The organism is Marinobacter sp. (assembly GCF_041690455.1).
Taxonomy (GTDB): domain Bacteria; phylum Pseudomonadota; class Gammaproteobacteria; order Pseudomonadales; family Oleiphilaceae; genus Marinobacter.
Genome location: NZ_JAWLHI010000005.1, coordinates 44750 through 69784 on the forward strand (window position 1 = coordinate 44750; position 25035 = coordinate 69784).

Annotated in this window: 18 protein-coding genes; 7 read left to right on the forward strand and 11 right to left on the reverse strand. The window is 57.4% G+C overall.

Annotated elements, in window-relative coordinates; genetic code table 11:
- Nucleotides 1-55: 55 nt before the first annotated feature.
- Nucleotides 56-1855, reverse strand: coding sequence for an aspartate--tRNA ligase (aspS, locus tag ACESMW_RS02005; RefSeq protein WP_372985416.1), 1800 nt, complete (start codon nt 1853-1855; stop codon nt 56-58).
- Nucleotides 1856-2187: 332 nt separating this feature from the next.
- On the opposite strand from aspS, the gene fabR reads away from it, so the two are divergent.
- Nucleotides 2188-2802, forward strand: coding sequence for an HTH-type transcriptional repressor FabR (fabR, locus tag ACESMW_RS02010; RefSeq protein ID WP_372985417.1), 615 nt, complete (start codon nt 2188-2190; stop codon nt 2800-2802).
- 7 nt (nt 2803-2809) lie between these two features.
- Here the strand turns inward: fabR and ACESMW_RS02015 are convergent, their stop codons facing one another.
- Genes ACESMW_RS02015 through tadA form a run of 4 tightly spaced genes read right to left on the reverse strand, consistent with a single transcriptional unit; the run spans nt 2810 to nt 6131 of the window.
- Nucleotides 2810-3229, reverse strand: coding sequence for an HIT domain-containing protein (locus tag ACESMW_RS02015; RefSeq protein ID WP_372985418.1), 420 nt, complete (start codon nt 3227-3229; stop codon nt 2810-2812).
- 3 nt (nt 3230-3232) lie between these two features.
- On the reverse strand, nt 3233-4579 hold the full coding sequence (locus ACESMW_RS02020) for a UDP-glucose dehydrogenase family protein (RefSeq protein ID WP_372985419.1): 1347 nt from the start codon (nt 4577-4579) through the stop codon (nt 3233-3235).
- Nucleotides 4580-4622: 43 nt separating this feature from the next.
- Nucleotides 4623-5618 (reverse strand): UDP-glucose 4-epimerase GalE, encoded by a 996-nt coding sequence (gene galE, locus ACESMW_RS02025; protein WP_372985420.1) that lies wholly within the window; start codon nt 5616-5618, stop codon nt 4623-4625.
- A 9-nt stretch (nt 5619-5627) separates the two neighbouring features.
- Nucleotides 5628-6131 carry a tRNA adenosine(34) deaminase TadA gene (gene tadA / locus ACESMW_RS02030; RefSeq protein WP_372985421.1) on the reverse strand — a complete coding sequence of 168 codons (504 nt, stop codon included), beginning with the start codon at nt 6129-6131 and terminating at the stop codon, nt 5628-5630.
- A 173-nt stretch (nt 6132-6304) separates the two neighbouring features.
- Between tadA and ACESMW_RS02035 the strand changes: the two genes are divergently transcribed.
- Genes ACESMW_RS02035 through treY form a run of 4 tightly spaced genes read left to right on the forward strand, consistent with a single transcriptional unit; the run spans nt 6305 to nt 13025 of the window.
- Nucleotides 6305-6997: a DUF5752 family protein gene (locus tag ACESMW_RS02035; RefSeq protein ID WP_372985422.1), complete on the forward strand. Its 693-nt coding sequence runs from the start codon at nt 6305-6307 to the stop codon at nt 6995-6997.
- Nucleotides 6994-8232: a glycosyltransferase gene (locus tag ACESMW_RS02040; RefSeq protein ID WP_372985423.1), complete on the forward strand. Its 1239-nt coding sequence runs from the start codon at nt 6994-6996 to the stop codon at nt 8230-8232. Before ACESMW_RS02035 ends, ACESMW_RS02040 begins: the two co-directional genes overlap by 4 nt.
- Nucleotides 8233-8277: 45 nt before the next feature.
- Nucleotides 8278-10140, forward strand: coding sequence for a malto-oligosyltrehalose trehalohydrolase (gene treZ, locus ACESMW_RS02045; protein ID WP_372985443.1), 1863 nt, complete (start codon nt 8278-8280; stop codon nt 10138-10140).
- Nucleotides 10137-13025: a malto-oligosyltrehalose synthase gene (gene treY / locus ACESMW_RS02050; protein WP_372985424.1), complete on the forward strand. Its 2889-nt coding sequence runs from the start codon at nt 10137-10139 to the stop codon at nt 13023-13025. Before treZ ends, treY begins: the two co-directional genes overlap by 4 nt.
- 25 nt (nt 13026-13050) lie before the next feature.
- Here the strand turns inward: treY and glgX are convergent, their stop codons facing one another.
- A complete protein-coding gene (gene glgX, locus ACESMW_RS02055) occupies nt 13051-15186 on the reverse strand; it encodes a glycogen debranching protein GlgX (RefSeq protein WP_372985444.1) in 2136 nt (711 codons plus the stop codon).
- Between the two features lie 207 nt (nt 15187-15393).
- Between glgX and ACESMW_RS02060 the strand changes: the two genes are divergently transcribed.
- Both ACESMW_RS02060 and polX read left to right on the forward strand, forming a co-directional pair.
- Nucleotides 15394-15594 carry a dodecin family protein gene (locus ACESMW_RS02060; protein ID WP_343810150.1) on the forward strand — a complete coding sequence of 67 codons (201 nt, stop codon included), beginning with the start codon at nt 15394-15396 and terminating at the stop codon, nt 15592-15594.
- A 44-nt stretch (nt 15595-15638) separates the two neighbouring features.
- The gene (gene polX, locus ACESMW_RS02065; RefSeq protein ID WP_372985425.1) at nt 15639-17363 is read left to right on the forward strand and encodes a DNA polymerase/3'-5' exonuclease PolX; all 1725 of its coding nucleotides are present in this window, start codon (nt 15639-15641) and stop codon (nt 17361-17363) included.
- A gap of 62 nt (nt 17364-17425) precedes the next feature.
- Here polX and ACESMW_RS02070 read toward each other — a convergent pair whose 3' ends face one another.
- From ACESMW_RS02070 to tal, 5 genes are all read right to left on the reverse strand, one after another.
- Complete coding sequence (locus tag ACESMW_RS02070; RefSeq protein WP_372985426.1) at nt 17426-18094, reverse strand: dienelactone hydrolase family protein; 669 nt, start codon at nt 18092-18094, stop codon at nt 17426-17428.
- A 47-nt stretch (nt 18095-18141) separates the two neighbouring features.
- Entirely contained in the window at nt 18142-18825 is a 684-nt protein-coding gene (locus tag ACESMW_RS02075; protein WP_372985427.1) for a phosphoribosyltransferase, read from the reverse strand.
- Between the two features lie 174 nt (nt 18826-18999).
- Nucleotides 19000-21420 (reverse strand): phosphoenolpyruvate synthase, encoded by a 2421-nt coding sequence (gene ppsA / locus ACESMW_RS02080; RefSeq protein WP_372985428.1) that lies wholly within the window; start codon nt 21418-21420, stop codon nt 19000-19002.
- Nucleotides 21417-23837, reverse strand: coding sequence for a phosphoketolase (locus ACESMW_RS02085; RefSeq protein WP_372985429.1), 2421 nt, complete (start codon nt 23835-23837; stop codon nt 21417-21419). Before ACESMW_RS02085 ends, ppsA begins: the two co-directional genes overlap by 4 nt.
- Nucleotides 23834-24946 carry a transaldolase gene (gene tal / locus ACESMW_RS02090; RefSeq protein WP_372985430.1) on the reverse strand — a complete coding sequence of 371 codons (1113 nt, stop codon included), beginning with the start codon at nt 24944-24946 and terminating at the stop codon, nt 23834-23836. The genes ACESMW_RS02085 and tal overlap by 4 nt, the downstream gene beginning before the upstream one ends.
- Between the last annotated feature and the right edge of the window lie 89 nt (nt 24947-25035).

Sequence of the window (25035 nt, forward strand, 5' to 3'; positions counted from 1 at the left end):
AACCTCCGTCCATCGTCCGGGGAGCGGGCCAGGCCCGCCCCCGACTTTTCAGAATTTACTCGTCACCCTCTGCCTTGTTGCCCTCAACCGGTTTGGCAGAACGGCGCAGACGGATGTGCAGCTCACGCAGCTGCTTCTCGTCCACCTCGCCCGGTGCCTGGGTCATCAGGCAGGTGGCGCTCTGGGTTTTCGGGAAGGCAATCACGTCACGGATTGAGGATGACCCGGTCATCAGCATGACCAGACGATCCAGACCGAATGCCAGGCCACCATGGGGCGGGCAACCGAACTTCAGGGCATCCAGCAGGAAGCCGAACTTGGCGCGGGCCTCTTCCTCGCCGATACCCAGGATCCGGAACACCGCTTCCTGCATTTTCTCGTCGTGGATACGGATGGAACCGCCGCCAAGCTCGGTGCCGTTCAGCACCATGTCGTAGGCGCGGGACAGCGCATTGGCCGGATCCGCAGCCAGATCTTCCGGTGAGCAGGAAGGTGCGGTGAACGGGTGGTGAATCGCGGTCAGGCCGCCATCCGGGGTTTCCTCGAACATCGGGAAGTCCACAACCCACAGCGGCGCCCATTCGCAGGTCAGCATGTTCAGGTCGTGACCCAGTTTCACCCGCAGCGCGCCCAGCGCTTCGTTCACGACCATGGTCTTGTCGGCACCGAAGAACACGATATCGCCGTCTTCCGCACCCACGCGCTCCATGATGGCCTGGACCACGTCGTCACCGAGGAACTTGATGATCGGAGACTGCAGCCCCTCCACACCCTTGGCTAGCTCGTTGACCTTGATGTAGGCCAGACCCTTGGCGCCGTAGATGCCGACAAACTTGGTGTAATCGTCGATCTGCTTACGGGTCAGCTCGCCACCCTTCGGTACACGCAGGGCGGCAACACGGCCCTTCGGATCCTTGGCCGGACCGGCGAACACCTTGAAGTCCACGTTTTCGACCAAGTCATTGACGTCCACCAGCTCCAGCGGGATACGCAGGTCCGGCTTGTCAGAGCCGAAGCGCTGCATGGCCTCGGAGTGCGGCATGCGCGGGAACTCCGGCAGGCTGACGTCGAGCACGTCCTTGAACAGGGAGCGAATCATGTCCTCGTTAAGCTCCATCAGGATCTGCTCATCGATGAAAGACGCCTCGATGTCCACCTGGGTGAATTCCGGCTGACGGTCGGCGCGCAGGTCCTCGTCCCGGAAGCACTTGGCGATCTGGTAGTAACGGTCGACACCGGAAACCATCAGCAGCTGTTTGAACAGCTGCGGGGACTGGGGCAGCGCGAAGAAGGAACCTTCGTGGGTACGGCTCGGCACCAGGTAGTCTCGGGCACCCTCCGGGGTTGCGCGGGTCAGGATCGGGGTTTCCACGTCCATGAAGCCGCGGCTGTCCAGGAAGTTGCGGATGTAGCTGGTGACCCGGGAGCGGAACCGCAGGCGGTTGATCATCTCCGGACGGCGCAGGTCCACGAAACGGTAACGCAGACGTACGTCCTCGCCCACGTCCACATGCTCATCGAGCGGGAACGGCGGTGTGGCGGCAGCGTTCAGGATGGTCAGTTCCTTGCCCAACAGTTCCACCTGACCGGTAGGCATGTTGTTGTTCTCGGTACCCGCCGGGCGACGACGCACGCGGCCGGTGACTTTGATGACGAATTCGCTGCGGACCTTTTCAGCCAGGGCGAAGCTTTCAGGGGTGTCCGGGTCGACAACCACCTGGGACATACCATCCCGATCTCGCAGATCCAGGAAGATAACCCCACCATGGTCACGACGGCGGTGTACCCATCCGCAAAGTGTGACTTCCTGATCGATGTGGGATTCGTTAATCCCACCGCAATAATGACTGCGCATACCGGTTCCCGTTACGTTAGATGTATTCGAAACTTTTTCGTGTCTTGCCGCCTCAGGTGGGGTGACCCATTACGAAAAACGCTGGGAATACGTCACTGTACGCTCTGCTCCGCCATCCATGGCTCCGCAAGGTTTCGGAAAGGGTCACCCCACCTGAGGCTACTTGATTCGTGGCCGCTAAAATTTTTGCGACCTTACTGGAAAAGCGGCCCATTATAAACACAATGGGGCCGAAAATCAGGCGTGCTGGTATGCAAATCCGCCGCCCGGATGACTGTATGGTTCCAGCCGGCTAGAATGCCCCTCTTCTCACCAACAAACGGAGTCTGACGTTGGCCACCAGAGCGGAGCAAAAACTGAAAACCCGACGCGCATTGATGGACGCTGCGCTCTCGCAGCTGAGTGCCGACCGGGGGTTTGGCAGTTTGAGTCTGAGAGAAGTGGCCCGCGAAGCCGGCATTGCCCCCACCTCCTTCTACCGCCACTTCTCGGAACTGGACGAACTCGGACTCGCCCTGGTGGACGAAGGCGGTGTCGCCCTGCGCCAGTTGATGCGTCAGGCCCGCAAACGCATCGCCCGTGATGGCAGCGCCATTGCCACCTCGGTGGACACCTTCATGGAGTATCTCGGCAACAACGCCAACCTGTTCCGGTTGATGCTGCGGGAGCGAACCGGTGTTTCGAAGCCGTTCCGGACGGCGGTGAAGGCGGAGATCGACCATTTCGTAACGGAATTGGCCGACGACCTGCGGCGCTTTGCCGAGGAACAGGGCAAACCACTGTCTGACGCGCGTGTGGTGGCCGAGGCGATGGTGACACTGGTTTTCAACCAGGGCGCGGAGGCGCTTGATGCCACCCCGAAGGAAAGGGAAGAGCTGAAGGTCAAGCTGAAAACGGAGCTTCGAATGATCCTGCTGGGCTCGCAAACGCTGGCTCGGAGGCGCTGACGCCGATTCAGGCCAGACTCGCCAGCACCGGTTTCAGTGCCTGTTTAATGCGGGCAAGCTCATCCTCTTCGTAAGGCACCGGAGCCTGTGTACCCCAAACCGGCCCCGGCCAGGCCGGATCCCCCTCAAAGCGCACGATGTGGTGGATGTGAAGTTGCGGCACCATGTTACCCAGTGCCGCAACGTTCATCTTGTCCCCCTTGAAAGCCTCCATCATGGCGCGGCTCAGCGCGGACGACTCCGTCATCAGCCTCTGCTGCTGAGCTTCCGGAAGCTCATAGATCTCCCGGATACCGGCGATCGCCGGCACCAGGATAACCCAGGGCCAGGTTTTCTCGTTCATCAGCCGCACTTCGCACAGGCGGGTTCTGCCCAGCAGGAAGGTGTCCGCGGACAGCCGCTTATGTAACTCGAATTCCTGGCTCATCGATCACACCACCGAGTGGAACTGGTTACGGCCGCGGCCGATGGCGTAGTAAATCAGGCCATAGCGCTCGAGCATCTCCGGTTCGTACAGGTTGCGGCCATCAAAGACCACCGGGTCCCGCAAATTGGCGGCCACCACATCAAAATCGGGGGAGCGGAACTCTTTCCATTCGGTGCAGATCGCCAATACGTCGGCACCCTTGAGTGCTTGCTCCTTGGTGCCGCACAGGGTCAGGCCCGCCTGGTCGCCATAAATACGCTGGGTCTCTTCCATGGCTTCGGGATCAAAAGCCTGTACCGAGGCGCCAGCCTTCCAAAGATCTTCCATCAGGGTTCGGGCAGATGCCTCGCGCATGTCATCAGTATTGGGCTTGAATGCCAGGCCCCAAACAGCAACGACCTTGCCCTTGAGGTTGCCCTGGAAGTGGTGGCTGATCTTGTCGAACAGCACATGCTTCTGGGCATAGTTGACGTCTTCCACCGCATTCAGCAACCGGGCGTCGTAGCCGCAGTCGCGGGCGGTGCGGGCCAGTGCCTGCACGTCCTTGGGGAAGCAGGAGCCGCCGTAACCGCAACCGGGGTAAATGAAGTGGTAACCGATACGGGGATCGGAACCGATACCGCGGCGTACCGCCTCGATATCGGCGCCCAGGCGCTCGGCGAGGTTGGCAATTTCGTTCATGAAACTGATCTTGGTCGCGAGCATGGAGTTGGCGGCGTACTTGGTCAGCTCCGCAGAGCGGATATCCATGAAGATCATCCGGTCATGGCTGCGATTGAAGGGGTAATAGACTTCCCGCAGCAGATCCGCTGCCTTCTCGCTGTCGGTGCCGACTATGATGCGGTCCGGCTTCATGAAGTCATTGATGGCCGCCCCCTCTTTGAGGAACTCGGGGTTGGAGACCACATCGAATTCCAGTTCCAGGCCACGGTGGTCCAGTTGAGCCCGCACCGCTGCACGAACCTTGTCGCCGGTGCCGACCGGAACCGTCGATTTGTCGACCACCACTTTGTAGTCGTCCATGTGCTGGCCAATGGATTTGGCAACGGCGGTCACATACTGCAGGTCTGCCGAGCCGTCTTCATCCGGCGGTGTTCCGACAGCAATAAACTGCAAAACACCATGTTTGACCGCTTCTTCGGTATCGGTGGTGAAAGCCAGGCGGCCGGCCTCGACAGTATGCCGGACAATCGACTCCAGGCCCGGCTCAAAGATGGGAATCTGGCCGTTCCGGAGTTTGTCGATCTTGGCCTGGTCCACGTCCATACACAGGACATGGTGGCCTACGTCCGCCAGGCACGCGCCGGTTACAAGCCCAACATATCCCGTACCAAAAATTGTGATCTTCATGGGTTACTTTTCAAACCTGTCCAAATGGGTAAAAGGTGTTAATTCAGTGTTCGCCGGAGGCTTTTTTCTTCTGCCAGATGGCTTCCCAGACCAATGCCGTCCGAACAATGGTCTCGAGATCGTCGTAATCCGGGCTCCAGCCCAGACTGTCACGGATCAGGGTGTTATCAGCCATCAACGCTGCGGGATCGCCGGCGCGCCGGTCGGTCTCGGTCACCGGGAAATTAACGCCGGACACCTGCTTGACCACATCGATCACCTCGCGAACGGTGAAGCCCCGGCCGTAACCGCAGTTCAGGACCTTCGACTCGCCGCCTTTCGCCATGTAATCCAGCGCCATGACATGGGCCTTGGCGAGGTCTTCGACGTGGATGTAATCGCGAATACAGGTCCCATCCCGGGTATCGTAGTCCGTTCCGAACACGCTCATGCCCTCCCGTTGCCCGGTAACGCACTCGCAGGCCACCTTGATCAGGTGAGTCGCCTCCGGAGTCGCCTGCCCCAGCAAGCCGTCAGGGTTGGCACCAGCGACGTTGAAATAGCGCAGAATGACGTAATTCAGACTGGACGCAGCCGCCAGATCCATGATCATCCGCTCGCTCATCATCTTGGACGCCCCGTACGGATTGATCGGAGCCAGCGGCAGATCTTCGGTGAGCACCTGCTGGTCCGGCATGCCATAAACGGCTGCCGTGGAAGAAAACACCATGTACGGAACCTGATATCGCTCAACGGCCTTCAGCAGGTTCAGGGTGTTGCGGGTGTTGTTACTGTAGTACTTGAGAGGATTGGCTACAGATTCCGGCACGACAATATTGGCGGCAAAGTGCAGAACGGCCTCAAAACGGTGCCCGGAGAATAGTCGGTCAATGGCCGCCTCGTCCGCGAGATCCCCCACCACCAGCTCGCCGGCGGTCACCGCCCAGCGGTAACCGGTGGAGAGGTTATCAAAAACAACAATATCGTGGCCTGCTTCACCCAGCTGCCGGACCACGTGACTACCAATATATCCGGCTCCGCCGGTGACAAGCACTTTCATGGGTAAAGGCTACTCCTTCCCTGGGGATGATGACTGACGCTGACGCCGGATTTCCGCACGGCGCCGGCTGAAAAATTCGCTGATGATTTCGCTGCACTGCTGTTCAAGGATGCCACCGGTCGCTTCCACAGCCCAGTTCAGATGTGGCTCGGCCAGGGTTCGGCGGGTGGATTCCACAGCCCCTGCTTTGGGCTCCGTGGCACCGTACACCAGACGGCTGATGCGGCCGTGCACAATCGCTCCGACGCACATGGTACAGGGCTCCAGCGTTACGTAAAGGGTCGCCCCTGACAAGCGGTAATTGCCTACCCGGGCCGCGGCGTCCCGAAGCGCCCGGATCTCGGCGTGGGCGGTAGGATCACAACCGGAGATGGGGGCGTTGAACCCCGCGCCGATTTCTTTGCCATCGAGAACCACAATGGCGCCAACGGGGACCTCTCCTGCCGCTGCAGCCTGTGCAGCCAGTTGCAGGGCGCGAGACATCCATTGTTTGTCGTTCGAGATCTGGGGCATTGTCGTCTGTTTGGTCGATTTGAGCTCGGGATCAGGAAAATACCATTATTCATAACTTCATGAAAAAAATTCTGAATGTGGATGGCATTTCCTGTTTGACAAATTTCAATGCCAGATCCCACTGCCCGTGACAACGTTCGAAACGGCAAGGACTGACAGCGTGGAATTATATGATGGCCCAACCTGATCCAATAGAGTCAGCCAACCTCATGGAACCATTTTCCATCAAGGACTGCGCGTTGGTAGCACTGGCTACCGGCAGGAAAGCACGCGTTTTACAGGAGTTCCGTAGTGAATTGGTCAATATAGACGCCGCCAGCATCTATAACCATTTTTGGGGCGGGCTCCTTCAATCACGTTTCGGAGAACGCGAGTACAACAATGACTTCGCTTCCTGGGTTCGACATGGTATCCATGACGGTATACTTGCGGAGCGTCTTTCGGCATTGGCACCCACCACCTTTTCAACCCTCGAAGCACTACGTCAGGAAATCATCGAACTTATCGACAATCGCCTTGATGAGGCTGAGCACCTGGCCTGGACACGCGCAACCCAACAGTTCGAATTCATCTGCTCACAGATCGTGGTGTTTGATACAACAATGCAGTTGCAGCACCCGAAAGAACTTGCCCCTGTCATAACCACTCTGTCCATAAGCAGTATCTTCTATCATTTTATCGATGCCCGGCGACGCACCCCTGATGAGCGGGACGATTTCAGTGACTGGCTGACCACCTTCGGTGACGAGTTCACCCCACTCAAGGAAGAACTGGCCGGTATCGATCCCTATTTTGGCAGTCTCAGTGAGTTACGTGACAAACTGGGACAAGTGTTCACCTCGCATTTTCAGGAGACCACATCATGAGTCTCCTGGAAAGCTATGCAGAAGTTGCCGGAGCGGATGTCATCGCTCAACTGCGTCAGCTCGCTGCAACGCTAAAGGGCGCAAAAGTCGTTCATATCAATTCAACGCATGTCGGAGGTGGCGTTGCCGAGATCCTCTCCAAGCTGATCCCCCTTAAACAGGAGTTGGGTATCGACACCCGCTGGGAGGTCATTACCGGCGATAGTGAGTTCTTCGAATGCACCAAGGGCATACACAATACCCTGCAAGGCAACCGGATCCCCCTGGGTGAAAGCCTGCTCAGGGTTTACGAGGCAACCAACGCCCACAATGCGGAAACACTGCGGCCCGTACTGAAAGACGCCGATTTCGTATTCATCCATGATCCGCAACCTGCCCCTCTGCTTAAATTTTTCCCGGAGCGTAAAGGAAAATGGGTCTGGCGATGCCATATCGATGCCAGCCACCCTTATCGGCCGGTATGGAAATATTTGCGCCAGTTCGTGGCACCTTACGACGCGAGCATCTTCTCTCTGGCCGCCTTTGCCAAGGAATTGCCACATCCGCAATATCTGATAGCGCCGAGTATCGATCCACTGAGCGACAAGAATGTCGACCTGAAGCCAGATGTAATCCAACAGACATGCGACAAATACCGGCTTGATTGCGAGCGCCCTCTGGTTGTTCAGGTTTCACGCTATGACCGGTTCAAAGATCCCATCGGGGTCATACAGGCCTACCATTTGGCCAAACAATACCTTCCCACGCTGCAGCTTGTGCTGGCCGGCGGGGGGGCCACCGATGACCCGGAAGGTGAAGCGGTATTGAGTGAGGTACAGGCCGCCGCCGGGGACGACCCTGATGCGCATGTATTGTTGCTGCCCTCCGATGCCCACCTGGAAATCAACGCATTGCAACGCGCAGCCGATATCGTGCTGCAGAAATCCATCCGGGAAGGGTTCGGCCTGACCGTCACCGAAGCCATGTGGAAGGGCAAGCCCGTCATCGGCGGTGATGTCGGCGGCATCCGTCTTCAGGTCATCAACCACCACACCGGCTTTCTGGTAAACACCCCCGAGGGAGCCGCATTGCGTACTCGCTATCTATTGCATCAACCAGAGATGATTGCGGCGATGGGTGGAAAGGCACAAGCCTTCGTGTGCGAGAATTTTCTGATTACTCGCCACCTGCGTGAATACCTGACGCTCATGGTGGCGTTGTTGCACGGCGCGCAGGACCGGATTGAGCTGAACTGAGAACCGGGAGAGGCATCTGTGGGATCGGTTAAGCGCCTGCATCGTATGCCATTTGGTGCGGAACTGCTCGCGGACGGACGCGTGAGTTTTCAGCTTTGGGCACCAGCGGCCACGCACGTGGATGTATGCCCACAAATCGGCGTCGCCGACCACAGCAGTCAGACTGTCTCGAATGAACAGGCATATCTCCCGATGAGGGCCGAACCCGGGGGCTGGTTTCGAGTCACAACCGATAAGGCCGCCAGCGGCATGCGTTACCTTTTCCGAATCGATGGGCGGATACTGGTGCCCGACCCCGCTTCACGTTTCCAACCCGAGGATGTTCACGGACCGAGTGAGGTAATCGATCCTGGAGGCTGGAGGTGGAACGATTCAGACTGGCGCGGACGGCCCTGGGAAGAAACCGTCATTTATGAGTTACACGTCGGTACTTTCACACCTCACGGCAGTTTCGCTGCCGTGCAGGATAGACTCGATTATCTGGTGGACCTGGGCATTACCGCGATCGAACTCATGCCGGTAGCGGACTTCCCTAGTGAGCGCAACTGGGGTTATGACGGTGTCTACCTGTTCGCCCCCGACAGCCAGTATGGGCGACCCGAGGACCTGAAAGCGCTCGTCGATGCCGCTCACGGGCGTGGCCTGATGGTGTTTCTGGACGTTGTGTATAACCATTTCGGGCCAGAAGGCAATTACCTGACTGTCTACGCCCCACAGTTCTTTACGGAACGGCACCTGACACCGTGGGGGGCCGCCATCAATTACGATGGCGAGCACAGTGACCAGATAAGGCAGTTCTTTATCGACAATGCGCTTTTCTGGCTTGAGGAATACCACTTCGACGGCTTACGTCTCGACGCGGTGCATTCGATCGTGGATGATTCGCAACCCGATATCCTTGTCGAATTGGCACAACGCGTTCACGAACACTTTGGTGATGCCCGACACGTTCATTTGATCCTCGAAAACGATCATAATGCCGCGCATTACCTTGCCCGAAACAATGCCCTTCAGCCACTCTTGTACACGGCACAATGGAATGATGATCTCCATCACGCTTTACATGTGTTGCTGACTGGAGAGTCAGGCGGTTATTACCTGGATTATACTGACAGTCCGATTCGCCATTTGGGCCGTTGCCTGAGTGAAGGCTTCGCCTATCAGGGTGAGCATTCGGCCTATCGTGACGACCAACCACGCGGTGAATCCAGCAGTCATTTACCTCCTGTTGCCTTTGTGTCGTTCCTCCAGACCCATGATCAGGTGGGCAACCGCGCTTTTGGCGAGCGGATCACCCGGCTCGCCAAACCTGAACAGGTCCGCGCCGCACAGGCCATGTTGTTGCTCGCTCCCTCGCCCCCGCTGCTGTTCATGGGCGAAGAATGGGGGTGTACGCAACCTTTTGCGTTTTTCTGCGATTTCGGTCCGGAGCTGGCAGACAAGGTCGTCGCCGGTCGCCGAGAGGAGTTTGGCCGCTTTCCAGAGTTCAGCGATCCTGTATCGCGCGCAAGAATTCCGGACCCGACGGATCCGGAAACCTTTGAGCAGGCAAAACTCGATTGGAATTCCTGCGATCTTCCAGAGCACAAACAATGGCTGGCGCTGCACCGGGAGCTGCTCGCTCTGCGGCGGCGTGAGATAGTTCCACGACTGCACCACATGACAGAATCGCAAAAAGCCTTCACACAATTGGGAGATCGGGCCCTGTCCGCGCGCTGGGTGCTGGGTGACGATTCCGAGCTTGTTCTCATTGCCAACTTCGGCGATGAGGCCCTCACCGGTATCAACCTTCCGCAGGATGACGCTCTGTATACGACGCATAAAGAGGTAATCGAGCGCCACGACACCGGCCACCTGCCGCCCTGGTCAGTGATCTGGTATCTGCATACCGATAGGACTGCACCATGAAGGCTCCAGGGACACCTACTGCAACCTATCGTTTGCAATTCAATCGCGATTTCACCTTCGCCCACGCAAGCAAGATCATCCCCTATCTACATCAACTCGGCATCAGTCATGTTTATGCCTCACCGTTTCTGAAGGCACGCGCCGGCAGTCCTCACGGTTATGACATCGTCGATCATAACGCCCTGAACCCGGAGATAGGAGATGAGATCAGCTTTGCCAACTATGTTGAGACACTGCATGAACATGGCATGGGCCAGCTTCTTGATATCGTCCCCAATCACATGGGCGTAGGTGGGGATGACAACGCCTGGTGGCTGGATACGCTGGAAAACGGCGAGGCTTCCGACTATGCCGGCTTTTTCGACATCGACTGGCATCCCGCTAATCCTGCCCTGCGCAATAAGGTACTGCTACCCTTCCTGGGTGATCACTATGGAGCCATTCTCGAAGAAGGAGGATTGAAACTCACACTTGATTCCGAAAACGGTTCCATCGGCGTTCGTTACTATGAACACCTGTTTCCGATTGATCCGCGAACCTATCCCCAAGTCCTCGGCTTTCGGATAAAAACATTAGCGCAACGCCTGAATAATAATCATGAAGTCCTGGATGAACTTATCGGCCTCATCACCGCTTGTCGGTCCTTGCCACGCCGCACTGAACTTTCAGCTGCACGCCGGCAAAAACGTCGCGACAGCGGCTCCGCGTGCAAGCTTCGCCTGGCCCGGCTTTATGGGAAAAGTTCCGATTTTCGGGATTTTCTTGATGAAAATATCCAACAGTTCAATGGCATGCCAGGTAACCCTGAATCCTTCGATCTGCTTCATCGCTTACTCGAAGAACAGGCATATCGGCTGGCCTACTGGCAGGTCGCAGCCGATGAAATCAATTACCGGCGCTTTTTTGATATTAATGAATTGGCCGGGATACGCATGGAAAACAAGGCGGTCTTTGAAGCCACCCATCGTCTCATCCGGCGGCTGATAGCAAATGGCGATGTGAACAGCTTGCGTATTGATCACCCGGATGGCCTCTATGATCCATTCAAATACTGCTGCGACCTTCAGACAACCTTCGGAGAAGCACTCAGTGCCTGCGGGCAAAACGCGAACGGTTCATCCTATTTGTTGGTCGAGAAAATACTGGCGAGCCACGAAGACTTGCCATCCCACTGGCCTGTTGCCGGCACGACCGGCTATGAGGTAGCAAACCGGCTCAATGGCCTGTTCGTCTATCCGGATACTGAGCGTTCGCTCACTCAGCTCTATCAACGTTTCACCGGCCGAACCCATGACTTCGACGAGTTGCTGTATCAATGCAAAAAGCTGATTATACGCAGCGCACTTGCCGGTGAGTTAACCGTACTCGCCAATCTGGCGAGTAGCGTCGCCCAGACCAATCGCTACACGCGCGACTTCACCTACCACGCCCTGCGCGACGCCCTGGCCGAGGCCGTAGCCTGTTTTCCCGTTTACCGGACCTATATTACCCAACAGCAAATCAACAAGGACGATCGCCGTTATGTTCACTGGGCGATTGTTCAAGCAAAGAAACGCAGTCCCGCGGCTGATATTCAAATCTTCGATTTCCTGGAAAATTTAATCACCCTGAATCTTCCGGAGGCAGTCAATTCAAGAGTGATTCGGTTCACATTACGGTTCCAGCAATATACCGCCCCGGTGATGGCCAAGGGTATGGAAGACACATTGTTTTATGCCTTTAACCGCCTTGTGTCACTGAATGACGTTGGCTTCGACCCGCGTTCATTCGGTCTGTCAATCAATGCGTTTCATCACAACAACCGCCAACGGCAGGAAACCTGGCCGCAGTCGATGGCGACGACCTCAACCCACGACAGCAAGCGTGGCGAAGACGTGCGGTCGCGAATCAATGTCCTGTCCGAACTACCCCATGAATGGTCTCATCATCTGAGGCGCTGGAGCAGAACAAATCGCCCCAGAAAACGTATGGTGGATGACACACCTGCACCATCTCGTAATGACGAATATCTGTTCTATCAGACCCTGGTGGGCTGCTGGCCTCTGGAGCCCCTCAATGCGGATGGCCTCGATGCCTTCCGGGCACGTATCGAGGCCTATATGTTAAAGGCTATAAAAGAAGCCAAAGTCCATACCTCCTGGATCAATCCAAACCTCGAATACGAGGAGGCGATGCAGGATTTCGTGAATTCGGCGCTGTCCACACTCGAGAACAATGCCTTTCTCGCCGATTTCATTCCGTTCCAGGGACGGATTGTCCGTTACGGCCTGCTCAACAGCCTGTCGCAAACCCTGCTCAAGCTCACTGTTCCCGGCGTGCCCGACCTGTACCAGGGCAACGAAATGTGGTCTTTCAACCTGGTCGATCCCGATAACCGCAGGCCGGTGAATTACCATCATCGCCAGGCCGAGCTACAGGCACTCATGGCAGCTTGCCAGATCGATTCAGAACTGCCTGGCGTTCTACAGAACCTGATGGAGCGAATCGAAGACGGTCGCGCCAAACTCTACCTTACGTGGAGAACGTTGACCTTCCGCCGCGAGCAGCCTCAGGTTTTTACTGACGGCAGGTATCTCGAACTGAAGTGTCAGGGCCCGAAAGCCGAGCATATCTGCGCTTTTGCCCGCTGTTTTAAAGAAAGAGAAGTCCTGGTCGTAGCCACGCGCTGGTTCGCGCGCCTGGCGGGTGAAACCGGAGAAATGCCACTCGGAACGCGACCATGGGAGGGCACGCGGGTCGAGATCCCTGCAGATTTGCGAACTGGGGGCTACCGCAACATCCTTACCGGCGAGTCCGTTAAGGCTAGCGAGCTAGAAGACGGAAACTGGATCGGGGCCGTTGACTTGTTCAGGCACTTCCCTGTGGCCCTGCTCACGAATGACTGATTACCGGGCCGAGCGAATATTACGGTTATTTTGAGTCACTACCATACCTGACAAGAACCAGAGAATATGGCTCGACGTTCAACGGGCTTTTCACAATTTTTTCTGAAGCCTCCTGCGGGTTGAGCGCGGTATCTATCACAAGTGCCCGGTACCAAAGATCTTCCAGCTCCGGCAAAACATACTCGACGGTCCCATCCGATGCGTTAAGCATCAGCAGAAAGGTATCATCAGGTTCCCGCTCGCCACGCTCCGTCAAGTGGTATTGGCCGGCTTCACCGCTGACCAGCAATGCCAATGACCTTGCTGCACCATCATCCCAGTCTTTTTGCTCCATTTCTTCACCATCCGGCCTGAGCCAGGTGATGTCCTTGGTATTTGTACCGGGTATTGCCTGTCCCTGAAAGAAGCGATGACGATGGAAAACGATATGCTCACGCCGCAATCGAATCAGGGATCGCACAAAGGCCAACAGTGTTTGTTCTTCACTACTGCACTTCGACCAGTCAAGCCAGCTGGTTTCATTGTCCTGGCAGTAAACATTGTTGTTTCCCTGTTGGGTATGCCCGAACTCGTCACCCGCCAGTAACATGGGCACTCCTTGCGAGAGCATCAGCGTTGCCAGAAAGTTGCGTTTTTGCCGCTCCCGTTGTCGCAAGACCTCAGGATCATCTGTCGGTCCTTCCGCGCCGCAGTTCCAGCTATAGTTATGTTTCATTCCATCGCAATTATCTTCCTGATTCGCCTCATTGTGTTTTTCGTTGTAGCTCACCAGATCATGCAGTGTGAAGCCATCGTGGGCCGTCACGAAGTTCACGCTTGTCCAGGGCCGCCGGCCACGCTGACCATAGATATCACTGGAACCGGCCAATCTCGATGCAAGTTCCGGCAATTTTCCGCCATCACCGCGCCAGAATTGTCGCAACGTATCTCGGTAACGATCATTCCACTCCGCCCAGCCCGGCGGGAATCGGCCCAACTGATATCCATCCTGACCGGAGTCCCACGGTTCGGCGATGAGCTTGACCGTGGACAGGAGAGGATCTTGCGCCACTGAATCCAGGAAACTCGCATGTTCATCGAACTTGCCGTTAACCCTGGCCAGGGTGGTCGCCAAATCGAATCGGAAACCATCCACTCTCATCTCTTCGATCCAGTAACGCAACGAATCGGTCACCATACGCAGGACATAGGGGTGCCGTAGCTCAAGGGCGTTGCCGGTCCCGGTGAAATCATGGTAATAACGCGGGTCGCCGTCCAGCAGATAATAATAAGACTTATTATCGATGCCTCGCAGAGACAGGGTTGGCCCCAGATGGTTGCCTTCAGCCGTGTGGTTATAAACCACGTCCAGGATGACCTCGATATCAGACTTGTGCAGCAGCTGGACCAACGTTTTGAATTCGTTGACACCGTCAACGCCAACGTATTCAGGGTGTAACGCAAAAAATGCAATGGAGTTATAACCCCAATAGTTTTGGAGGCCTCTTTCGATCAAATGCCTGTCATGCAAAAACGCGTGCACGGGTTGTAATTCGACCGCTGTAATCCCCAGTTCCTTGAGATAGCCCACGACTTCATGGCTGGCAAAACCGCCAAGGGTACCTCTCCTCGCTTCCGGAACCGCTGGATGGCGCATGGTAAAGCCGCGTACATGCGCCTCATACACAATCGTTTCGTGCCACGGCCGTGCTGGAGGCCGGTCCAGCCCCCAGGTGAAAGCAGGATCAATGACCTCACATTTGGGCATGAACGGAGCGCTGTCCCGCGTATCGAATGACAGATCCTGTTTCTCGTGCCCCACGACATAGCCAAACAGGGCATCATTCCATTCGAGTGCTCCACGCAGTCGCTTGGCATAGGGATCCAGCAGCAACTTGTGCGAGTTGAACCGGTGCCCCTCTTTTGGCTCGTATGGGCCGTAAACCCGGTAGCCATAGAGCTGACCTTCTCGCACATCGGGCAAGTAGCCGTGCCAGATTTCGTTGGTGTACTCAGGCAGTGGAATGCATGCGATCTCGCGCTGACCCTTATTATCGAACAGGCATAAATCAACCCGTTCAGCGTGCGCAGAAAACAGGGCAAAATTTGTTCCCGACCCATCCCAGGTGGCACCCAAGGGATAAGGGCTTCCCGGCCAAACTCGTTGTTTTTGGTGCACCATTTTGCAGCCAACGCATGCCATCCCCAAAGTAAAATTATTGGTCGGAGCAAGCACCTTGCTCATTGAAATTTATCAATGACACCCGGCCCATGACCTTTAGCATCAGTTATATCAGGGTGAAAAGCTCACCATCCGTTCCTGAATGCAGGTGCTCACTGACCGTAACGTCGGCACAAACCCGGAACCACACCAGACAAGGAGAAAACCATGTCTACCCTTAAAGTCATCGAGGTCCTTTCCCAATCCGAGAAGAGCTGGGAGGATGCTGCCAACGAGGCCATCATCAAGGCCTCAAAAAGCCTGAACAACATCAAGTCTGTCTACATAAAGGAAATGGAGGCCAAGGTGGAGAACAACAGGATCACCGAATACCGAATAAACGCCAAGATATCCTTCGAGCTTGATTAGCAGTCCGTTTCCCACCCTTTATAAAGGGTGGGGCCCGACTTCCAATGCCAGTCCACAACAATGAAATCGCCGACATCTTCGAGGAACTCGCCGACCTGCTGGAGATCGAGGAGGCCAACCCGTTCCGGGTGCGGGCCTACCGTAATGCGGCACGCACGGTCCGCGGTTACGGCAAGAGCATGTCGGATCTGCTGAATCAGCAGAAGGATCTTTCAACACTGCCCGACATCGGCGAGGACCTGGCGGAAAAGATCAAGATTATCGTGGAGACAGGCAAGCTTCCGCTACTGAAGGAGATCGAATCGCGTACCCCCTCGGCACTGAGCGATCTGATGAAGATCGAAGGCCTTGGCCCCAAGCGAGTACAGCTCCTCTACAAGGAGCTCAGGATAAAGAGCCTTGACGACCTCAAACGCGCCGCCCGCAGTGGAAAGATCCGCGAGCTCAAGGGCTTTGGCGAGAAAACCGAGCAGCGTATACGCGAGCGGGTGGAGCATTTCGCCGGGGAGGCGCCTCGCACCAGGTTGATAGAGGCCGAGGAGATCGCCGCTACCCTGGTCGAATATTTGAGAAAAACCGAGGGCGTCAAGGATGTCATCGTCGCCGGCAGCTACCGGCGCCGCAAGGAGACGGTGGGCGACCTGGACATCCTGGTTACCACCAGCCGGAACTCCCCGGTGATGGACCGGTTCAGCGATTACGACGAAGTGGACGAGGTAGTCTCCAAAGGCAAGACCCGCTGCACAGTGCACCTACGTTCCGGCATGCAGGTCGATTTGCGTGTTGTGCCACAGGTAAGCTATGGCGCCGCCCTGCACTACTTCACTGGCTCCAAAGCCCACAACATTGCCGTGCGCAAGCTTGGCGTCAAGAAAGGCTACAAGATTAACGAATATGGGGTCTTTCGAGACGACGAGCGCATCGCCGGAAGAACCGAGGAGGAGGTCTATGAGCAGGTCGGATTGCCTTACATCCCGCCCGAATTGCGCGAAAACCGTGGCGAAATTGAGGCGGCTCGGGAAGACCGGTTGCCTGAACTGATCCGCCTGGAAGATATCCGCGGGGACCTGCACTGCCACAGTAACGCGAGCGATGGCCATCATAGCCTGAAGCAGATGGCGAAAGCAGGGGCCGAATGCGGCTACGAATACCTGTCCATTAATGACCATTCCAAACATGTGACCGTCGCCCATGGCCTGGACAAGAAACGATTGCTCGAGCAGATCAAGGAAATCGACAAACTGAACGAAAGACTCGACGGCATAGTGCTGCTCAAGTCGATCGAACTGGATATCCTCGAAGACGGTTCCCTGGATCTTCCGGACAGCGTACTCAAGGAACTGGATTTCACCGTCTGCGCCGTGCACTACAAATTCAATCTGTCACGCAGCAAACAGACTCAGCGCATCCTGCGCGCCATGGACAATCCCTATTTCAACATTCTGGCTCATCCCAGCGGCCGCCTTATCAACGAGCGGGAGCCTTACGAAGTTGATCTGGAAAAGATCATGGAAGCGGCCGGTGAACGCGGCTGTATCCTGGAGCTCAATGCCCATCCGGATCGACTGGATCTGACGGATGAACGCTGCATGATGGCCAGGGAGATGGGTGTGAAAATGTCCATCTCCACCGATTCCCACAGCACCTCAGATCTGGATTTCATGCGTTTTGGTATCAACCAGGCCCGCCGCGGTTGGCTGGAAGCGAAAGACGTCATCAACACCCTTGGACTTGCAGAGCTGAAAAAGCTACTGATGCGAGACGGCTAAGAGAAAAAATCATCGGTCAGGGCATTCAAGCACTGGTAGTGGATCTTCTCGACGAGCATCGATCACCTATGTGATTCACGGAGATAGCGCGTAAACCATTCCCGGGTCAGGCGGGCGACCTCCTCAAGCTTCCCGGGTTCCTCGAACAGGTGCGTCGCGCCAGGTACTATTTCCAGGCGAGGATCTATCTGCATTTGCTGAGCGGCCTGCCGATTCATCTGGATCACGGCATGATCGAGACCACCCACGATCAGCAACGTGGGTGCCCGGACCTGAGGCAAATCATCTCCGGCCAGGTCCGCCCGCCCTCCGCGGGAAACCACCGCGGCCACGGATTCGGGGCGCTGAGCGGCCGCCACCAGGGCCGCAGCGGCGCCTGTGCTGGCCCCGAACAAGCCTATACGCAAGGACTGCAGCCGCTCCTGCTCACTGAGCCAGTCCACCGTGCCAATCAGGCGCCGGCTCAACAGCTCAATATCGAAGCGCAGTCGCCTGGTCTGCACATCAATTTCATTTTCCTCTGCAGTCAGCAGATCGAACAGTAACGTGGCAAGTCCACCCTCGTTCAGGAATTGAGCAACGGCACGGTTACGAGGGCTAAAACGGCTGCTACCGCTACCATGGGCGAAAACGACTATCCCCTGCGCCTCTCCGGGAACGTTCAATGTTCCCTCCAGTTCAACCCCTTCAGCCCGGACCTTGACCTCGCCAGTGTAGTCGTTCTTGTTCATCGATCCCTTCCATCTGTCACCGGATGTCACTGAAACGAAGCTAATCGCTAATGATCTGCCATCGAGCCGACACCTTTCCAGCTCCCCTTGGCCCAGGCCTTGGCCAACTGCTTCGTCACCTCCTCATCGGAGACCTGGCCGAAGTCCACGTACCATAAGCCTATGGCCGTAAATGGTTCGGGCGTGGCCAGGCAGACCACGTCGTCGGCCTCGTTGCGCAGTGTTTCGATGGTATCCGCAGGGGCCACGGGGACGGCAACCACCAATTCTTTGGGCTGCTGCCCGCGCAGTGCCTTGATGGCCACGCGCATGGTCGCGCCGGTGGCGATACCGTCATCGACCAGAATCACGCACTTACCCTCAATTTCGGGCCGCGGGCGATCACCACGGTAGGCCTGCTCCCTGCGCTCCAATTCCTTCTGTTCCATGGCCACGACCTGTTCGAGTGTCTCTTCGGATATATGCAGATACGACACCAAGTCGTCGTTGAGCACACGAATTCCTCCGCTGGCTATTGCGCCCATGGCCAGTTCCCGCTGTCCCGGTGTACCCAGTTTTCGAACCAGCATCAGGTCCATGGGAGCATGCAATGCCTCGGCCAGTTCATACGCCACCGGGACACCACCGCGCGGCAGCGCCAGAACAAGCAGATCTTGACGATCGCGATAGTTTTCCATGGCTTTCGCCAGGATCTGGCCCGCCGTAACACGGTCCGGGATTGGCAGTTCCATCAGCGGTATCCCGTCTCTAAAGAATTATCTTGCCCTCATGATAATGCAGTACTGCAGCATGATCCGGCATTGAGATTTTTCAATGACCGCAGCTGGCCCGGCACATGATCAGGATTCGAGATAAGGGCCTCTTTTCGACAGATTCCTGCCCTGAACGGATGCAGACAGGGTCTGTCAGGGAGATGGTGGCAATGTACTGCCCTGCTCCCTCTTCTGCCTGCCTTCAGCGTCGGCAACGATGGTCTTTACGTTGAGAAAACTATCCGGACTCACGGAGATGCTTTCTATGCCATGCTCCACCAGGAAGGCGGCGAACTCGGGGTGATCGCTCGGTGCCTGGCCACAGAGACCAGTGTGGACTCCGCTCTTGCGCGCGCTGGTGAGTAGCTGCGAGATGGCCGATTTCACCGCCGGGTTCTGCTCATCGAACAGCCCGCTCAGCCGGTCACTGTCGCGATCGATGCCGAGCACGAGCTGGGTCAGATCATTCGAGCCGATGGAAAACCCGTCGAATCGCTTCGCGAATTCCTCCGCGAGGAAGACGTTGGCGGGCAATTCCGCCATAACATAGATCTCGAGACCCGCCCGCCCCCGGACCAGACCGTTATCGGCCAACACCTTGAGGACATTGTCCGCTTCGCCGATCGTTCGGCAGAAGGGGATCATGATGACAATGTTCTTCAGGCCTATCTCCTCCCGGGCCCTGCGCACAGCGCGGCATTCCAGCGCGAAGCCCTCACGATACTCCTCGCTGTAATAGCGGCTCGCGCCGCGCCAGCCGAGCATGGGGTTTTCCTCCTTGGGTTCGAACTGGCCACCGCCGATCAGATCCGCGTATTCGTTGGTTTTGAAGTCGCTCATGCGGACGATGACCGGATCGGGGTGGCGGGCGGCGGCGATACAGGCCATGCCGCGGGCGAGGGTATCGACGAAAAACTCGCACTTGTCGTCATACCCCTTTGTCAGCTCGGTGATCAGGCGACGGGCCTTCTTGTCCGAGAGCTCGTCGAATCGGACGAGGGCCATCGGGTGGATCTTGATCTGGTTACCGATGATGAACTCCATGCGCGCCAGACCCACCCCGTCAGCCGGCAGGCTCCACCAACGCAGGGCGGCAGAAGGATTCGCCAGATTCAACATGATGCGGGTATAGGTCTTCGGGATCTCTGCCGTGGCGATCTCGCGCACATCGAAATCCAGGATTCCCTCGTAGACCCGCCCCTCCGAGCCCTCGGCGCAGGAGACGGTAACCTCCTGGCCATCCTCCAATACCTTCGTTGCATCGCCTCCCCCCACGATAGCGGTCAGGCCCAGTTCCCGGCTGACAATCGCGGCGTGACTGGTGCGCCCACCATGGTCGGTGACGATCGCCGAAGCCTTCTTCATGATTGGCACCCAATCCGGATCGGTCGTTCCCGTTACCAGTACCGCACCTTCCTTGAACTGGCCTATCTCCTTCGCGCTCTTCAGGCGACAGACTTCGCCGGAGGCGATGGAGTCACCGATCGCCTGACCGCGAACAAGCTCTCGCCCTTTTTGATTGAGGTGGAAACTCCTGAGCATGCCGGTCTCGCGGCGCGATTGCACGGTTTCGGGGCGGGCCTGCACGATGAATAGCTCACCCGACTCGCCATCCTTCGCCCACTCCATATCCATGGGCTGGCCGTAGTGCGATTCGATGGCACAGGCCCAGTGGGCGAGCTGCAGGACTTCGTCATCGCCCAACACGAACAAGGTGCGTTCCTTCCGGCTTGTGTCCACCAGCTTGGAGGTGGAGTCGCTGCCTCTGGCGTACACCATCTTTTTCTCCTTGGCACCCAAGGTCTTCGTGATAATCGGTCGGAGCGAAGGATCCTCGAGTAAGGGTTTGAAAACCAGATACTCGTCCGGCTCCACCATGCCCTGCACCACAGTCTCGCCCAGACCCCAGGCACCGTCGACGAGCACGGTACGGGGAAACCCGGTTTCAGTGTCGATGGAGAACATGACGCCAGAACCGGCCTTGTCAGAGCGGACCATTTCCTGAATGCCCACCGAAAGTGCGACTTCCATGTGCTCAAAACCATGATTTTCCCGATAGATGATGGCCCGGTCTGTGAACAGGGAGGCGAAACACTTTTTGCAGGCCTCGAGCAAAGCCTTGTCGCCGCGAACGTTGAGGAAGGTTTCGAGCTGGCCGGCGAAGCTTGCCTCGGGCAGGTCCTCCGCGGTCGCGCTACTGCGCACCGCCACGCTGGCGAGTTTGCCTGCGCTGCGGCCAGCCATCTCGTGATAGGCGCGCAGAATCGCCTCGGCCAGCGGGGGCGGGAACTCAGCATCGAGTATCATTTTTCGCAAGGCTTTGCCAACCTCGGCCAGGTTGCTCTTGTCCTTCTTGAGCGCACCGAGTTCGTCGGCGAGCGGTTCAGCCAGGCTGTTTTCCTTGATGAAAGCCCAATAGGCATCGGCCGTCGTTGCAAATCCACCCGGCACGCGGATACCCGATTCCCGGAGCGCGCCAATCATTTCGCCGAGCGAGGCGTTCTTGCCGCCGACAATAGCTGTGTCCGTCCGACGCAGGTCGGCAAGCGGGCGTACCAGCACATTGGTCGTCATGATTTATCCCCACTCGCGTGTGTCCACTGCCACTCGCGGATCTCCGGCATGTCCTGGCCGTATGCGCGGATGTAGTGGCGGTGTTCTGTGCGCTTGTCGCGCATGTGCTGACGCAGTGACGCCGCGCGGTATCCGAGCCCGGGCACGCGATCGATCACATCCATAACCAGGTGAAAGCGGTCAAGGTCGTTGAGCACTGCCATGTCGAACGGGGTGGTGGTGGTACCCTCTTCCTTGTAGCCACGCACATGCAGGTTGCGATGGTTGGTACGCCGGTAGGTGAGGCGATGAATCAGCCAGGGATAGCCGTGGTAAGCGAACACGATCGGCTTGTCGGTGGTAAACAGGGTGTCGAAGTCACAGTCCGACAGCCCATGAGGGTGCTCCTCCTGCGACTGCAGCGTCATCAGGTCCACCACGTTCACCACGCGTACCTTGAGGTCCGGTAACTTCCGGCGCAGGATGTCTACCGCCGCCAGTACCTCTATGGTGGGTACATCGCCCGCACAGCCCAGCACCACATCCGGCTCGCCACCGACATCGGTGCCGGCCCACTCCCAGATGCCGATGCCGGCGCTGCCGTGTTTGATAGCAGTATCCATGTCCAGCCATTGCGGCTGCTTCTGCTTTCCGGCGACGATCACATTCACCAAATTGTGCGAGCGCAGGCACTTGTCGGTCACATACAGCAGGGTGTTGGCATCTGGCGGCAGGTACACACGGATTACATCAGCCTTCTTGTTGACCACGTGATCGATAAAACCCGGATCCTGGTGAGAAAAGCCGTTGTGATCCTGGCGCCAGACATGGGAGGTGAGCAGGTAATTGAGCGAGGCGATCGGCCGACGCCAGGGAATCTGGCGACAGGTCTTAAGCCACTTTGCGTGCTGGTTGAACATCGAATCGACGATGTGGATGAAGGCCTCATAGCAGGAAAACAGACCATGCCGACCGGTGAGCAGGTAGCCCTCAAGCCAGCCCTGACAGGTGTGCTCGGAAAGGATCTCCATCACCCGCCCATCTCGCGCCAGATCCTCGTCCTCCGCCAGGGTTTCCGCCATCCACGCGCGACCGGTCACCTCGAACAGCGCGCCGAGACGATTGGAGGCGGTCTCGTCCGGCCCGAACACACGGAAGTTTCGGCGCTCGCCGTTGCGCCTCATTACGTCGCGCAGGAAGACGCCCATGACGCGCGTGGCCTCAGCCTCGATCGCGCCGGGGCCCGGCACTGCCACAGCGTACTCACGAAAATCGGGCAGACGCAGATCCTTCAGCAGCAGACCGCCGTTGGCATGCGGGTTGTCGCTCATGCGGCGTGATCCGCGCGGTGCCAGGGCTGCCAGCTCCGGCTTGAGCGCGCCTTGCTTATCGAACAGCTCCGCGGGCCGATAGCTCAGCAGCCACTCTTCGAGCAGTTTGAGATAGCCGGGGTTGGCGGCGATCTCGCCGAACGGCACCTGGTGCGAACGCCAGAAGCCCTCTATTTTTTTGCCGTCGACCTCTTTTGGCCCGGTCCAGCCCTTGGGCGTGCGCAGCACTATCATCGGCCAGCGCGGCCGGGACGTGACGCCGTTTGAGCGCGCCGCCCGCTGGATCGCTTCGATATCGCTGATCACCGCGTCCAGGGTCGCGGCCATCAACTGGTGCATTTTCTGCGGATCCTCACCTTCGACAAAGTAAGGCTGATAACCGTAACCGGTGAGCAGGCTCTCCAGCTCTGCGTGAGGGATGCGTGCCAGCAGCGTCGGATTGGCGATCTTGTAGCCATTGAGATGCAGGATCGGCAGCACCGCACCATCGGTAACGGGGTTGAGAAACTTGTTGGAGTGCCAGGCAGTCGCCAGCGGCCCGGTCTCGGCCTCTCCGTCGCCGATGACGCAAGCGACAATCAGCTCAGGGTTGTCAAACGCTGCGCCAAAGGCGTGTGATAGCGAATAACCGAGTTCGCCCCCCTCGTGGATTGAACCCGGGATCTCCGGTGTGACGTGGCTACCGATGCCGCCGGGGAAGGAGAACTGGCGAAACAGCTGCTTCATGCCTTCGTCATTCTGCGGCACGTCGGGATATTGCTCGCTGAAGCTGCCCTCGAGCCAGGTATTGGCGGCCAGCCCCGGGCCGCCATGGCCGGGCCCGGCGATGTAGATCATATTGAGATCCTGCGCCGTGATAATACGGTTGAGATGGGCATAGATGAAATTTAGCCCCGGGGTCGTGCCCCAGTGGCCGAGCAGCCGCGGCTTGACATGTTCGATCTTCAGGGGCTCATGCAACAGGGGGTTATCAAGCAGATAGATCTGCCCGACGGAAAGATAATTCGCTGCGCGCCACCAGGCGTCGAGCCGCGCGAGCTCGTCGCTGGTCAGTGCGGGCAACCCGTTGCGCTTCTTGTTGGGTACCCGGCTTTGGCGGTCCATCATTTATCTGCGTAATGCTTGGCCACTAAAAGGCGTTTATTCTTCAGCGCTGCCAGCAACTGATCGTAGGAATCCGCAAACTTTCGAACCCCTTCTTGCTCCAGCTCCTGCGTTATCCGGTCTAGGTCGATCCCGAGCACATCCAATGAGTCGAGTTGCCGTTTTGCGGTTCTGATGCCCCTTTCCAGTGTGCCCCGCAGCTCACCATCGGCCTGAAATGCGTCCAGAGTCTCAGGTGTCACAGTGTTCACCGTGTCAGCACCGATCAACTGCTCTACATAAAGCACGTGCGAGTATTTGGGGTTCTTGGTGCTGGTACTGGCCCAGAGCGGTCGTTGTGGACGAGCGCCGCGCCGGCGCTGTGCCTTGTACTGCTCGGAATCGATTGTTTCCCTGAAATACTGGTATGCCGACTTGGCGTTCGCTATGGCGATGCAGCCCTTCAGACTCTCGGCCTCCGACGTACCGATTTCGTCCAGGGCAGCATCCACCTTGGTATCCACCCGGCTGACAAAAAATGAGGCGACCGAGGCAACCTTTTCCGGATGAGGATTCAGCGAGAGCCCTCGCATATAAGCCTCTGCCACAGCCTTGTAGCGCTCGACTGAAAACAACAACGTTGCATTAACGTTGATGCCCTCGGCAATAAGGTGCTCAATTGCCGGCAGACCCGCCATGGTCGCAGGCACCTTGATCATGAGATTCGGTCGATCCACGGAGTGCCACAGATGACGCGCGGCCTCAACCGTGGCATAAGTATCAAAGGCGAGATGGGGAGACACCTCCAGGCTGACAAAACCGTCTGTTCCATCGCTGCTAACATAGACCGGTTCAAGGACATCCGCCGCCATTTGCACATCCTGGATGGCAAGCCACTGATAGAGGGTGACATCATCCATCTCATGATCGGCTTGCAACAGGTCCCGGATCGCGTCGTCGTAATCGTCGCTCTCCTTAATCGCCTTGAGGAATATGGTGGGGTTGCTGGTGACACCGCGCAGTCCCTGTTCGATCAATGCCTCAAGCCCGCCCCTCAGCAACAGATTTCGATCAATGTAATCCAGCCAAATGGACTGACCATATTCGCTATGAAGTATGGGAAGTTTCGTCATCAGGTTGTTCCATCCCTGTTTTTCCACCCGGATTCTGTGCCAGCGTTAGCGCTTCACGGTCAAGTTACTGACCGGAATCACTCTACGCA

Coding starts and splice junctions, on each gene's coding strand:
- aspS (WP_372985416.1), bottom strand. CDS start 1,855: ATGCGCAGTCATTATTGCGGTGGGATTAACGAATCCCACATCGATCAG.
- ACESMW_RS02015 (WP_372985418.1), bottom strand. CDS start 3,229: ATGAGCCAGGAATTCGAGTTACATAAGCGGCTGTCCGCGGACACCTTC.
- ACESMW_RS02020 (WP_372985419.1), bottom strand. CDS start 4,579: ATGAAGATCACAATTTTTGGTACGGGATATGTTGGGCTTGTAACCGGC.
- galE (WP_372985420.1), bottom strand. CDS start 5,618: ATGAAAGTGCTTGTCACCGGCGGAGCCGGATATATTGGTAGTCACGTG.
- tadA (WP_372985421.1), bottom strand. CDS start 6,131: ATGCCCCAGATCTCGAACGACAAACAATGGATGTCTCGCGCCCTGCAA.
- ACESMW_RS02035 (WP_372985422.1), top strand. CDS start 6,305: ATGGCCCAACCTGATCCAATAGAGTCAGCCAACCTCATGGAACCATTT.
- ACESMW_RS02040 (WP_372985423.1), top strand. CDS start 6,994: ATGAGTCTCCTGGAAAGCTATGCAGAAGTTGCCGGAGCGGATGTCATC.
- treZ (WP_372985443.1), top strand. CDS start 8,278: ATGCCATTTGGTGCGGAACTGCTCGCGGACGGACGCGTGAGTTTTCAG.
- treY (WP_372985424.1), top strand. CDS start 10,137: ATGAAGGCTCCAGGGACACCTACTGCAACCTATCGTTTGCAATTCAAT.
- glgX (WP_372985444.1), bottom strand. CDS start 15,186: ATGGTGCACCAAAAACAACGAGTTTGGCCGGGAAGCCCTTATCCCTTG.
- ACESMW_RS02060 (WP_343810150.1), top strand. CDS start 15,394: ATGTCTACCCTTAAAGTCATCGAGGTCCTTTCCCAATCCGAGAAGAGC.
- polX (WP_372985425.1), top strand. CDS start 15,639: ATGCCAGTCCACAACAATGAAATCGCCGACATCTTCGAGGAACTCGCC.
- ACESMW_RS02070 (WP_372985426.1), bottom strand. CDS start 18,094: ATGAACAAGAACGACTACACTGGCGAGGTCAAGGTCCGGGCTGAAGGG.
- ACESMW_RS02075 (WP_372985427.1), bottom strand. CDS start 18,825: ATGGAACTGCCAATCCCGGACCGTGTTACGGCGGGCCAGATCCTGGCG.
- ppsA (WP_372985428.1), bottom strand. CDS start 21,420: ATGACGACCAATGTGCTGGTACGCCCGCTTGCCGACCTGCGTCGGACG.
- ACESMW_RS02085 (WP_372985429.1), bottom strand. CDS start 23,837: ATGATGGACCGCCAAAGCCGGGTACCCAACAAGAAGCGCAACGGGTTG.
- tal (WP_372985430.1), bottom strand. CDS start 24,946: ATGACGAAACTTCCCATACTTCATAGCGAATATGGTCAGTCCATTTGG.